We start from the raw sequence: 12,403 nt of genomic DNA on the forward strand, positions 1-12,403 counted from the left end.
TCGGGATCATGCCCTATTGTCATGCGCATCGCTGGCTGCTGCCGCTGTTTCCCTTGATCGCCATCGCCTTCTGGCCGGGGTATTTCGGACGGCTGGGCGACGTGCCGTTCGCGTTGCATGCGCATGGCATTACCGCCACCGCATGGCTGGCGCTGCTGACCGTGCAGAGCTGGTCGATCGCGACCGGCCGGATCGCGTGGCACCGGGCGAGCGGTCTTGCGACCTTCGTCGTCCTGCCGCTGTTCGCGGCGGCGGGTCCGCTGGCGCTGCACAGCATGGCGTCGTTATGGCGGAGCGGTGCCGACCCGTTTCATGCCACCTACGGCGCGCGGCTGGCGAGCGTCGACCTGATCGCCGGCGCCGCGGTGATCGTTGTCGTCGCCTATGCCCTTGCCCAGCGACGGCGGGTGGCGGTGCACGCATCGGCGATGCTGGCGACGGCCTTGCTGGTGCTGCCGCCGATTCTCGGCCGGCTGCTGCCGGCGATCCCCGACTTTCCCACCGGCGGTGCAGCGGGGTTCGGCGGGTTCCGGCTGTCGTTCCATCTCGCCAACCTTGTGACGCTGCTGACCGCCATTCTGCTCGCGATGCGGGGGCCGAGGCGTGGCATCGGCTTCGCCTTTGCCGCCGCCGCGACCGCCGCGCAGATGATCGCGTTCGAGACGATCGGCGGCACCGCCACGTGGCAACGCTGCATCACGCTGCTGACCGACCTGCCCCCCGCCCCGCTTGCAATCGCCGCCGCCATCGCGAGCGGCGCGCTCCTTGATGGGGTATGGCGCATAGTCCCGCCGCGCGTCGCTCGATAACGTCGGGTCCGGAAACGATAAGGACGAAAATGCGGATGGTCGGGGAGACAGGATTCGAACCTGCGACATCCTGCTCCCAAAGCAGGCGCGCTACCAGACTGCGCCACTCCCCGACGAAGGGTTGCGCCTAGGCCGGTATCGGCCGGGACGCAAGCATTTGGTGGGCCCGGCAGGACTCGAACCCGCAACCTAGCCGTTATGAGCGGCCAGCTCTAACCATTGAGCTACAGGCCCCACCTGTGGCGCGAGCGATAGCGTCGCCGCCTACGCCTGCGCAAGGGCGTTGATGCCCCTGCCCTTCATGCCGAATCGCGTTCGACCAGCACCGGCGGCATCATCACCGAGGGCGCATCCTCGCCAGCGATACGGCGGAAGAGCGCGGAGACCATTTCGTCGGCACCGCGTGCGATATCCTGTCGCACGGTCGTGATGCGCGGCACGGCGCTGAGCGCCAGCGGCAGATCGTCATAGCCGACCACCGGCATGTCGTCGGGCACGCGGATACCGCGATCGGCCAGCACCCGCAGCGTGGTGAGCGCAATCACGTCCGATGCGGCGGCGATGCCGTCGATCTCACCACCGACGCGGTCGAGATGCGCGGTCACTTCCTGCACCATGATGTCGGAGGCGAGATGGGTGTCGAGCTGGATCGGCGGATGCTCGATACCTGCCGCCGCCACGGCGGCCGCGACCCCTTCGTAGCGCTGGCGGATTTCGGGGGCGCGGAGTTCGCCGAGGAACGCAATGCGCCGCGCCCCGCGGGCAATCAGCCGCTCACCCGCCAGACGCCCGCCGGCGATATTGTCGGTGCCGACCGCGCAGTGCACCTGCCCCGGCAGGTCGCTGCTGCCCCATGCGACGAGCGGGCGATAGCGGCGCGCCACGCGCTCGATCGTGTCGACCTGATCCGACTGGCCGATCAGCAGCACGCCGTCCATCATCCCCGAATCGACGATCCGCTCCAGCCAGTCGGTCGCGTCGGGAATGATGCGCGACAGCATCAGGTCGTAGCCGTCCTCGGTCAGCCGGTCGGCGAGAAAGCCGAGCATCGTCATGAAGAACGGGTCCGACAGATGCTGCCGCCGTTCATGGCCCAGCGGTACGACAACCCCGATCACCCCGGTGCGCTGAGTCCGCAGCCGGCTGGCCATCTGGTTCGGGCGGAAGCTGTGTTCGGCGGCCAGTGCCTGGATGCGGTCGCGGGTTTCCGCGTTGACCAACGACTTACCGGCCAGGGCGCGCGACACGGTTCCCGGCGACACCCCCGCCAGCCGCGCCAGATCGGCGATGGTCCGCACCCGCGACATCTGTGCATTCTGCTCCATGCCGCTGCTTGTACGAAGAAAAACTCGCGATCCGCCAGCAGAAATATCAGTCCGTATTGAAACATTGCAAACGTTTGCGAAAGTCGATAGCGGATCGACGGTGCCGGCGTGACTTGCGACATCGCGCCATGGTGCGGCACAACGCCGGCCGACCAACGGGGAGAGGATCGACATGCATTCCGACACGATCGTGGCTGGCGTGGAACTGGGTGGCACCAAATCGATCGCGGTGGTCGGGCGCGGGCGCGAGATCATCGACCGGTTCCGGGTACCGACGACCACGCCGCAAGAAACGCTGGGCGCGATCGCCGCGAAGCTTGCCGATTGGCGACGGGACCATTGCCCCGCCGCGATCGGCATCGCCAGCTTCGGCCCCGTCTCGGTCGCCAACGGCACGATGCTGCCGACGCCCAAACCGCACTGGGCGGGGGCGGAGATCGTCGCGCCACTGGCGCAAGGGTTCGAGAAGGTAGCGTTCCACACCGACGTGACCGGCGCGGCGCTGGGCGAAGGCGCGTTCGGCGCGGGCGTCGGCCTGTCCGACTTTCTGTACGTCACCGTCGGTACCGGGGTCGGCATGGGGATCATTGCCGGCGGGCGGCCGGTGACCGGCATGATGCACCCGGAGGCGGGCCATATCCGCGTCCGGCGCCGTGCCGACGATGCGTTCGCCGGCGCCTGCCCCTTTCACGGGGACTGTCTGGAAGGACTGGTCAGCGGACCGGCGATCGCGGCGCGGACCGGCGGGCCGGCACATCTACTGTCCGCCGACGATCCGGCATGGCGCGATGTCGCCGATGCTCTGGGCGAGGCGTTCGCGACGCTGTTCCTCACCCTCTCCCCCGCCCGCATCATCGTCGGCGGCGGGGTCGGGCTGGGTCAGCCGCAGGTACTGCCGATGGTGCGCGAACGGGTGGTCGCGGCTCTGGGCGGGTATCTTGGCTTCGTCGATGCCGGATCGATCGGTGAGCGGATCGTGCCGGCGGCGCTAGGTGAGGAGGCCGGTCCATTGGGTACGCTCGTCATGGCGCAAGACGCGCTGGCGTAACGCGCCGCGCTGCTCCACAGTCGGGGCAATGAACGATCAAAGCGAAGAACCGTCGGGCGCATCGCGCGGCACGCAGACGCTGATGCGCGGCCTCGACCTGGTCGAGGCGTTGCGCGATGAGCCGCTGCGCGTCGCCGAACTGGCGCGCGTATTAGGCCTGAGCCGGACGACGACGCACCGGCTGGCGGCGGCGCTGGTCGAACGCGGCTATGTCGCGCAGGCCGAACGCGGGCTGCTGACGCTAGGGCCGACGTTGCTGCAACTGGGGTTCACCGCGCATCGCCGCATCGATCTGATCCGTGTGGCGCGAGGACGAATGGAGGCGCTGTCGGCCGATACCGGGCTGTGCGTGTTCCTCGGACGGCGCGACGGTGACTATTCGCTGCACCTCGACCGGGCGGCGGGGCGACAGCGGCTGGAGGTGTCGACCCGCCCCGGCGACCGGCGGCCGGTGGCGCAGACCGGGCTGGGCAAGGCGCTACTGTTCGACGAACGCGACGACGGCCTTGCACGGCTGGTCCGCGCGACCGGTATGGCGGACGAGCAGGCAGTCGACCAATGGGTCGCCGCGATGCGCGCCAATATCGATCGCGGGCATGTGATCCACGACAGCGTCGGCAATGACGGCATCCGATCGATCGCCGCGCCGATCCGCGATGTGTCGGAGGGGATCGTCGCCGCGATCGGCATCGCCACCGCGGCGCAGTATCTGACCCCCAACAAGGTCGCGATGATCGGCCCGCAGGTCGCCGCGACCGCGCGGGCGATCAGCCGCGACCTGGGTTATGCCGATCCCGATCCTTCGGTGCCGGTGGCGTCGTTCTCCTTGGCGCCTTCGCTGCCATGATAGTCCTTCAGGCTCTGTCCGCCGTCGAAGCGACCGGCGTCGCTGGCGTCGTGGGGGTTAGGGTATGCGCCGCCAGCTGATTCACCTCCGCTGGGCGAAGTGTTGACGCCGTCGGGCTTGGCGGTGTCGCTGCCGGAGCCGACCGCCTGATTGGGTTGCTTGCCGTCGGTCATGGTGGTTCTCCTTCGTGGTGAAGGGGTTAACGCGCCGGTCGACGATGTGGGTGCATCCAATAGCCCTCTCCCCGCTTGCGGGGAGGGTTGGGAGAGGGGCAGTCGCGAGCGGTTTGCTTGGCCTTCCCCCCCTCCCCGGCCCTCTCCCCTGAAGGGAGAGGGAGTATGGTCACGCCACCACGAAGCTGCCGCTTACCCCGTCCGCCTCGGCCGACGGCGCGACCCAGATCCGGAAGCTCCCCGGCTCGACCACCGGCCGGTTCTGCACGCCGATGAAGCGCAGATCATTCGCCCGCAGCGAGAATTCGACGACCTTTGATTCCCCTGGTGCCAGCGCGACCCGCTGAAACGCCTTCAACTCGCGGACCGGGCGGGTGATGCTGGCGGCGACGTCGTGGATGTAGAGCTGCACCACCTCGGTCGCGGCGCGCGTGCCGCTGTTGGTGACCCGCGCCCGCACTGTAAGCGCATCGTCGCTATTCAGCCGCCCGTCGCCCAGATCGAGGTCGCTATAGGCGATCCGGCCATAGGTCAGTCCATGCCCGAACGGGAACCGCGCCGCATTCGGCCCCTCGCGATAGCGCGCCTTGTATTCGGCGAGCGGCCCCGGCGGATTCGGGCGCCCCGTCGACTTGTGCGCATAATAATAGGGTTCCTGCCCGGTCGCATAGGGAAAGCTGACCGGCAACCGCGCCGATGGCGACACATTGCCGAACAGGATGTCGGCGGTCGCCGGCCCGCTCTCCGACCCCAGGAACCACGTAACGAGGATCGCACGTGCATCGAGCACCGGCTTGTCGAGCACCATCGCCCGCCCGTTGCGCAGCAGGATGACGGTCGGCTTGCCGGTCGCCAGCACCGCTTCGGCGAGATCGAGTTGCGCCTTGGGAATGCCGATATCGACGCGCGACTGCGCCTCGCCCGACATGCGTTGTGATTCACCGATCGCCAGCAGAACGATATCCGCCTGCGACGCGGCGATCACCGCCGCCTCGATCCCGCCGGGGATCGCATCGGTGATGCCCGATCCGTCGACCGCACTCACCAGCTTTGGGTCGGTGACCGCGGCGCGCACGCCGGTCAGCAGGTCGACCGCCTCGGCATCCGAACCATAGACGTTCCACGTCCCGATCAATTCGCGCTGCCCCTGTACGAACGGCCCGATCAGCGCGAGGCGCTTGCCCGATTTTGGCAGCGGCAGCAGGTCGCCGTCATTCTTCAGCATAACGATCGACCGCGCCCCCGCCTCGCGCGCCAGCTTGAGATGTTCGGGCGTGCGCACCCGCTGCTTCTCGCGGCGCGGATCGATGCGGCGGAACGGATTGTCGAACAGGCCAAGTTGCGCCTTCAGCGCCAGCACGCGTCGCACCGCCTGATCGAGCCGTTCCATCGGCACCTCGCCCTTCGCGACCAGATCGGGGAGGTGCTTGATATAAAAACCCGACTGCATCGACATGTCGACACCGGCCAGGAACGCCAGCTTCGTCGCCTCGCGCGCATTCGCCGCGAAGCCGTGCGCGATCAGTTCCTCGTCGCCGGTATAGTCGGACACGACCAGCCCGCCGAACCCCCATTCCTTGCGCAGGATCGTGTCGAGCAGCCATGGATTGGCGGTCGCCGGCACCCCCGACAATTCGTTGAACGCGGCCATCGTCGTCGGCGCCCCGGCGGCGAACGCGCTCTGGAACGGCGGGAAATAGGTTTCGCGCAGCGTCCGTTCGGACACGTCGACGGTATTGTAGTCGAGCCCCGCCTCGCCCGCGCCATAGGCTGCGAAATGCTTCGCACAGGCGGCAACGGCATCGTCGGCGCTCAACCCGCGCCGGCCCTGAAACCCGCGCACCCGCGCATCGGCCATCGTCTTGCCGAGCAGCAGGTCCTCGCCCGCCCCTTCGATCCCACGGCCCCAGCGCTGGTCGCGGGCGATGTCGACCATCGGCGCGAAGGTCCAGTCGATCCCCGCCGCCGACGCCTCGACCGCCGCCGCCCGGGCGGTGCGTTCGGCCAGATCGGCGTCGAACGTGCCCGCCTCGGCCAGCGGCATCGGAAAGACGGTGCGGAAGCCGTGGATGATGTCGGCGGCGAACAGCAACGGCACCTTCAGCCGCTGTTCGCGCATCGCCACCGTCTGCATCCGCCGCGCCATCTCGGCACCGTTGCCGTTGAACACCCCGGTCAGCCGCCCGGCGCGGACCTGCACCAGCTGCTCGTCGAACGTCGCCGTCGCACTGATCGGATTAAGCGCGTTCGCCGCCCCGCCCGCCCACGCCGCCGCCATCAGCGTCAGCTGCCCGGCCTTTTCCTCGACCGTCATCTGCCCGATCAGCGATTCGACCGATGCCGGCAGCCGATCGCCCGCCTGCGCCAGCAGCGCACGCGCCGGCGATGCGCCCCACGCGGCGATCGCACCGGCGCCCATCATCATCGCCCGTCGCGAAATGCGAATGTCTTCCATGCGATCCCCTCTGTGTCGTTTGCGCAACGATAGTGCGCCGGTTGTGTTTCGAATCTTCGGTTGAACCGCGTTCTAAGATCATGTAACCGGTTACATCAAGAGCGATCGGTCGGAAGCCGACGGATTCGCCGCGACGGGCGCGGCGATGCAGGGAGTGGAACGGGCAACGGCATGGCGAACGCCACCATCCGCGATGTGGCTCGCGCGGCGGACGTGTCCGTCGCTTCGGTGTCGCGCGTGCTGAACGGACATGACAATGTCCGCCCCGAATTGCGCCTACGGGTCGAGGCCGCTGCCGCCAAGCTCGGCTATGTGCCGCATGCCGGCGCGCGCTCGCTTAGCCTCGCACGGTCGAACGCGATCGGCGTCGTCCTGCCCGACCTGCACGGTGAATTCTTCTCCGAACTGCTGCGCGGCATGGACCGGGAGGCGTCGGCGCGGGGTCTGCAACTGCTGCTGTCGAACATGCACGCCGACCCGGCGCGCGGCGTGGAGGCGCTGCGCACCATGCGCGGGCGGGTCGACGGCATGGTGGTGATGGCGCCGCATATCGATCCCGACCAGTTGTTCGCGCATCTGCCGACCGGGGTGCCGGTGGTGCTGGTCAACTGCGCGCCGCACCACCAGCCGCGACCCGAACTGCGCATCGACAATGCCGCAGGCGCGCGGGCGATGGTCGACCATCTGGTCGCGACCGGCCGCCGTAGCATCCTCCATCTCGCCGGTCCGGTCGGCAATATCGATGCAGAGGAACGGGTCGACGGCTATCGCGCGGGCATCGCCGCCGCCGGTCTCGAGCCATGGATCGAACGCGGAACCTTTCTCGAAGAGTCGGGCGTTTCCGTAGCGGAAAAAATGATGCGGGAGGGGAGCGCGGTCGATGCGGTATTCGCCGCGAACGACATGATGGCGATCGGCGTCCTGATGGGACTGCGTCGCGCCGGCGTGGCCGTTCCCGACCGGGTCGCGGTCGCCGGGTTCGACGACGTGCCGCTCGCCCGCCTAATCTCGCCCTCGCTCACCACGCTGCGCATCGACATCGCCGAACTCGGCGAACGCGCCATCGCCCGCCTGATCGACCAGATCGGCGGCACCGACGACCGCAGCATCGAACTTCGCGCGCCGACCCTGATCGTGCGCGAAACCACTTCACCAAGGGAAGACCCGGAACACCGGGGAACAAGGGGAATATACGCATGAGGAAAACCATGATCCGCGCGGCCCTCGCCGCCGCGACGACGCTGGCGACGGGCGCGGTCGTCGTGCCGATCGCACCTGCGTCGGCACAGACCACCACCGCTTCGGTCCGCGGTACGGTCCGTGACGCGGCGGGGGCCGTAGTGGCCGGTGCTACGGTCGTCGCGACGTCGACAGGGACGAACCAGTCCTATCGCGCGACGACCGATACGACCGGTCGCTACACGCTGAACGGCATCCGTGCCGGCGGCTATTCGGTCACCGTCACCGGCCCGAACGGCGAAACCGCGACCAGCGAAGTCACGGTCGGCATCGCGCAGGCGGCAAGCCTCGACGTGACACTGGGTGCTGCCGCTGCCCCGGGGACGCCCGACGAGACGGTCGCTGCGGAAGGCGACGATACGATCGTCGTGACCGGTCGCCGCCTGATCGAAAGCCGCACCAGCGAAATCGCGACCAACGTGACGCAGGAGCAGCTGCGCACCCTGCCCCAGACCGATCGCAACTTCCTGTCGTTTGCGGCGCTTGCCCCCGGCGTCCGTTACAATGACAGCGAAACCGACAAAGGCATTCAGGCCGGCGCCTCGACCGCGTCGCAGGTCAACGTGTTCATCGACGGCGTCAGCCTGAAGAACAAGCTGCGCGAAGGCGGCGTTGCCGGTCAGCAGAACAGCCGCGGCAACCCATTTGGCCAGCTGGCGGTGCAGGAATTCCGCGTCCTGACGCAGAATTACAAGGCCGAATATGAGCAAGCCGGTTCGGCGATCATCACCGCGATTACCAAGTCGGGCACCAATGAATTCCATGGCGAGGCATTCGGCCAATATACCGACCGCAGCCTGACCGAACGCAGCTTCCTCGATCGTGAAGCTGGCCGCGAGAAGCCGGCCTTCGAACGCAAGCAATATGGCGTGTCGCTCGGCGGCCCGATCATCAAGGACAAGCTGTTCTTCTTCGGCGCCTATGAAGGCAACGATCAGGACCGCGCGTTCATCGTCGATTCGACCGGTTCGGCAGCCAATATCGCGGCGTTCGAATCCGCGACCGGCCGTCGCCTGTCCGAGTTCGAAGGCAATTTCGTCAGCCCGTTCCGCAGCGACTTCTTCTTCGGCAAGCTGACCTTCACGCCCGACGATCGCCAGACCTTCGACCTGTCGTACAGCCGCCGTGAAGAGACCGACATTCAGGGCTTTGGCGGCAATACCTCGTACGAGTTCGCCGAGAACAAGATCAACACCGTCGATACCTATCTGCTGAAGTGGACCTATCGCGGCGACAGCTTCATCAACGAAGTCAACCTCAACTACCTGAACTATATCTTCAACCCGACGTCGCTCAACCCGGACAGCCCGAGCTTCAACTATGACGGCGTGATCGTGTTCGGCGGTCGCGATTCGACCCGTCGCGAGGTCCAGCAGGGCTATACGCTGCGTGACGACTTCACCTACACCGGCATCGACGATCACGCGATCAAGGTCGGCGCGCGGGTCGAGGTGACCGATATCGAATTCGCCAACCTTGCGTTCCTGCAACCGGGCTTCATCTTCCGCGTCGACACGACCAATAATACCGACTTCACGTTCCCGGCCGAGGCCCGGCTTGGGCTCGGCAACGGGATCGTCCGTGGTTCGAACACCCAGATCGGCCTGTATGCGCAGGACGACTGGGACGTGACCGATCGGTTGCAGCTGAACGTCGGTGTCCGTTGGGATTATGAAACCAACGGTGCGAACAACGACTATATCACGCCGGCAAACGCTGCGGCGGCGCTGCGTGCCCTGCCGACGACCAGCTATTTCGACCCGGAAAACTACATCAGCACGGGCTCGAACCGGAAGCCGTTCGCAGGTGCCATCGCACCGCGCTTCGGCTTCTCCTACGACATCTTCGATGATGCGCGGACGGTGATCTTCGGCGGGTTCGGCCGCTATTATGATCGCAACAACTTCAACAACACGGTCGACGAACAGTCGCGCACGATCAATCCGATCGGCGTGTTCCGTTTCTCGCGCGACGGGCAGCCACGCAACGGCCTGCCGACCGTCGCGTGGAACCCGGCGTATCTCACCCGCGATGGCCTGTTGGCGTTGCGGGCATCGTCCACCAGCGGCCTGCCCGAACTGTTCGCGGTCAAGAACAATACCAAGCCGCCGGTCAACGATCAGGTCAGCCTGGGCGTCCGGCAACAGGTCGGCCCGTGGCAGCTGGCAGTGACCGGTTCGTATCAGCGCGGACGCAACGGCTATACGAACCTGTTCGCGACGCGCCGCGACAATGGCACCGGCCCGTGCTGCGACACCGCACCGGTCATTCCGTTCGGTTTTTCGAATGCGATCATCGGCTATGACGGTCTCGATACCCGGTACAAGGCGATCTACTTCACCGCCGACAAGCCTTATACCCAGACCTCGGGCTGGGGCGTCAACGTGGCCTACACCTTGTCGAAGGGCGAACAGAACGGCGGCGATCTCTTCAGCCTCGATGAAGTGACGCCCGACGATTATGGCTGGCGTCCGCGCAGCGGCGACGAGCGCCACCGTGTCGTCCTGTCAGGTATCGTCGACCTGCCGCTGGGCTTCCAGTTCTCGACGCTCAGCACCTTCGGTTCGGGACAGGCCTTCCTTGTCACCGACGTGACCGAAGGGTCCGATCCGGGCCAGCGCCGGTTCCGCGCGGGCTATCCGGAAAAGAACTGCATCAAGGGCGTCTTCGCCTTCTGCGAAGTCAACCTGACGCTGGCGAACAAGCTGAAGATCCTGGGCGGTGAGACCGAGATCGCGGTCGATCTGCTGAACGCCTTCAACAACAACAACTTCTCCGGCTTCGATGGGTTCGTGAACAACCAGATCAACCCGACGACCGGCGAAGCGATCGACCCGCTGGAGCGGGCCCGGATCGGAACCAACCTGCTGACCCTGCCACGGCGCATCCAGTTCCGCGTCGGCTACCGCTTCTGACCTTCCCTCCCCTGCCGGGACGCGCCTGTGCTCGTCCCGGCATTTTTGTATGCAGTAAAGGGGCTTGCCCGTGATCGATCGCCGCCATTTCCTTGCCGCCAGCACCGCGGCGCTCGTCGCCGGGTGCACCGCACGGACCGGGGTCGGATCCGGGACTGCGCCCGACCTGATAGCCGACATACAGGAGCGCACGTTCCGCTTCTTCTGGGAGACGACCGATGCCGCGACGGGCCTCGCGCCCGATCGCTGGCCGACGCCCAGCTTCGCCTCGATCGCCGCGATCGGCTTCGCGCTGACCGCCTATGGCGTCGGCGAGAAGCATGGCTGGATCACGCGCGAACAGCATCGCACCCGCACGCTGGCCACGCTCGAATTCCTTGCCAAGGCGCCACAGGGCGACGGTGAGACCGGGTTCAGCGGCTATAAGGGCTTTTTCTACCACTTTCTCGGCATGACCAAGGGGTTGCGTTTCGCCAAATGCGAATTGTCGACGATCGACACCGCGCTGCTGCTGGGTGGCGTGCTGTTCGCGCAGAGCTGGTTCGATCGCGCCGACCCTGCGGAAGCACGCATCCGCGACTTGGCCGAACAACTCTATCGCGCGGTCGAATGGGACTGGATCGTGCCGCGTCCGCCGTTTGTGTCGATGGGCTGGCACCCGGAGAGCGGCTTCATCCGCTCCGACTGGAACATCTATAACGAAGGCATGATCCTCTATGTGCTGGCACTGGCCAGCCCGACCCACCCGCTGCCGCCCGCGACCTGGGCCGCGCTGACGCAGCAGTTCGACAAGAGCTGGGGCAATCGCTGGGGCGAGCCGCATCTCCAGTTCGCGCCGATGTTCGGTCACCAGTACAGCCATGTCTGGATCGATTTCCGGGGTATCCGCGATCCCTATATTGCGTCGAAGGGCATCGATTATTTCGAGAACAGCCGCCGCGCGACCTATGCGCAGCGTGCCTATGCCAACGAAAATCCGGGCGGGAAGGTCGGCTATGGCGACGATTACTGGGGGCTGACCGCGTGCGATGGCCCCGGAGATTTTACGGTGACGATCGATGGCCGGTCGCGCGAATTCTACAGCTATTCGGCGCGGGGCCCGGGCGAACGCGACGACGGCACGCTGGCCCCGACTGCGGCGCTCGGCTCGATCGCCTTCGCCCCCGACATCGTCACGCCGATGATCGGCAAAATGCATGCGCGCTATAGCGCCGGCATCTATGAGAAGTACGGCTTTCTGGATTCGTTCAACCCGACGCTGACGCGCACCGACGAGCCGCTGAAACATGGCAGGCTGGTGCCCGGTGTGGGCTGGGTCGATGGCGATTATCTGGGGATCGATCAGGGGCCGATCGTGCTGATGATCGAAAACCAGCGCAGCGGCATGATTTGGGACGTCATGCGCCGCAACCCGCATATCCGCCGGGGGCTGGTACGGGCGGGCTTCACCGGCGGCTGGCTGGCCTGAGCATCGCGGCCGACGGCTTGCAGGTTCCGGCGCGGAGCGGACCGATTGTCGGCATGATGGAACGCAACCGCCGCCATCTCGTTTCGCTTCCGTGCCGTATAATCCGGCGCGGGTCGAAGGGGGA

General features: G+C 66.5%; 9 protein-coding genes and 2 tRNA genes. 6 read left to right on the top strand and 5 right to left on the bottom strand.

All coding sequences use genetic code 11. From position 1 onward, the window contains the following. Nucleotides 1–8: 8 nt before the first annotated feature. On the top strand, nucleotides 9–809 hold the full coding sequence (locus tag ACTHQV_RS08505) for a hypothetical protein (RefSeq protein ID WP_440489585.1): 801 nt from the start codon (nucleotides 9–11) through the stop codon (nucleotides 807–809). A gap of 36 nt (nucleotides 810–845) precedes the next feature. Here ACTHQV_RS08505 and ACTHQV_RS08510 read toward each other — a convergent pair. The 3 genes from ACTHQV_RS08510 to ACTHQV_RS08520 form a co-directional block, all read right to left on the bottom strand. Next, nucleotides 846–922 (bottom strand) — tRNA-Pro (locus ACTHQV_RS08510). Between the two features lie 45 nt (nucleotides 923–967). Continuing rightward, nucleotides 968–1,043 (bottom strand) — tRNA-Ile (locus tag ACTHQV_RS08515). A 65-nt stretch (nucleotides 1,044–1,108) separates the two neighbouring features. Next, complete coding sequence (locus ACTHQV_RS08520; protein WP_440489586.1) at nucleotides 1,109–2,134, bottom strand: LacI family DNA-binding transcriptional regulator; 1,026 nt, start codon at nucleotides 2,132–2,134, stop codon at nucleotides 1,109–1,111. Between the two features lie 172 nt (nucleotides 2,135–2,306). Between ACTHQV_RS08520 and ACTHQV_RS08525 the strand changes: the two genes are divergently transcribed. Next, entirely contained in the window at nucleotides 2,307–3,182 is an 876-nt protein-coding gene (locus ACTHQV_RS08525) for an ROK family protein (RefSeq protein ID WP_440489588.1), read from the top strand. Nucleotides 3,183–3,210: 28 nt separating this feature from the next. Further along, a complete protein-coding gene (locus ACTHQV_RS08530; RefSeq protein ID WP_440489590.1) occupies nucleotides 3,211–4,029 on the top strand; it encodes an IclR family transcriptional regulator in 819 nt (272 codons plus the stop codon). On the opposite strand, the gene ACTHQV_RS08535 is transcribed toward ACTHQV_RS08530, so the two are convergent. Beyond that, nucleotides 3,966–4,202 carry a hypothetical protein gene (locus ACTHQV_RS08535; RefSeq protein WP_440489592.1) on the bottom strand — a complete coding sequence of 79 codons (237 nt, stop codon included), beginning with the start codon at nucleotides 4,200–4,202 and terminating at the stop codon, nucleotides 3,966–3,968. The genes ACTHQV_RS08530 and ACTHQV_RS08535 overlap by 64 nt on opposite strands. Nucleotides 4,203–4,371: 169 nt before the next feature. Further along, nucleotides 4,372–6,657: a glycoside hydrolase family 3 N-terminal domain-containing protein gene (locus ACTHQV_RS08540; protein ID WP_440489593.1), complete on the bottom strand. Its 2,286-nt coding sequence runs from the start codon at nucleotides 6,655–6,657 to the stop codon at nucleotides 4,372–4,374. Nucleotides 6,658–6,828: 171 nt separating this feature from the next. On the opposite strand from ACTHQV_RS08540, the gene ACTHQV_RS08545 reads away from it, so the two are divergent. The 3 genes from ACTHQV_RS08545 to ACTHQV_RS08555 all read left to right on the top strand — a co-directional run bounded on the left by ACTHQV_RS08545 (nucleotide 6,829) and on the right by ACTHQV_RS08555 (nucleotide 12,279). Continuing rightward, the gene (locus ACTHQV_RS08545) at nucleotides 6,829–7,857 is read left to right on the top strand and encodes a LacI family DNA-binding transcriptional regulator (protein WP_440489595.1); all 1,029 of its coding nucleotides are present in this window, start codon (nucleotides 6,829–6,831) and stop codon (nucleotides 7,855–7,857) included. Between the two features lie 8 nt (nucleotides 7,858–7,865). Continuing rightward, nucleotides 7,866–10,811 carry a TonB-dependent receptor gene (locus ACTHQV_RS08550; protein WP_440489597.1) on the top strand — a complete coding sequence of 982 codons (2,946 nt, stop codon included), beginning with the start codon at nucleotides 7,866–7,868 and terminating at the stop codon, nucleotides 10,809–10,811. A gap of 70 nt (nucleotides 10,812–10,881) precedes the next feature. After that, on the top strand, nucleotides 10,882–12,279 hold the full coding sequence (locus ACTHQV_RS08555) for a glucoamylase family protein (protein ID WP_440489599.1): 1,398 nt from the start codon (nucleotides 10,882–10,884) through the stop codon (nucleotides 12,277–12,279). The last annotated feature ends 124 nt before the right edge of the window (nucleotides 12,280–12,403 follow it).

It is taken from the genome of Sphingomonas sp. SAFR-052, assembly GCF_051965015.1.
Lineage (GTDB): Bacteria > Pseudomonadota > Alphaproteobacteria > Sphingomonadales > Sphingomonadaceae > Sphingomonas.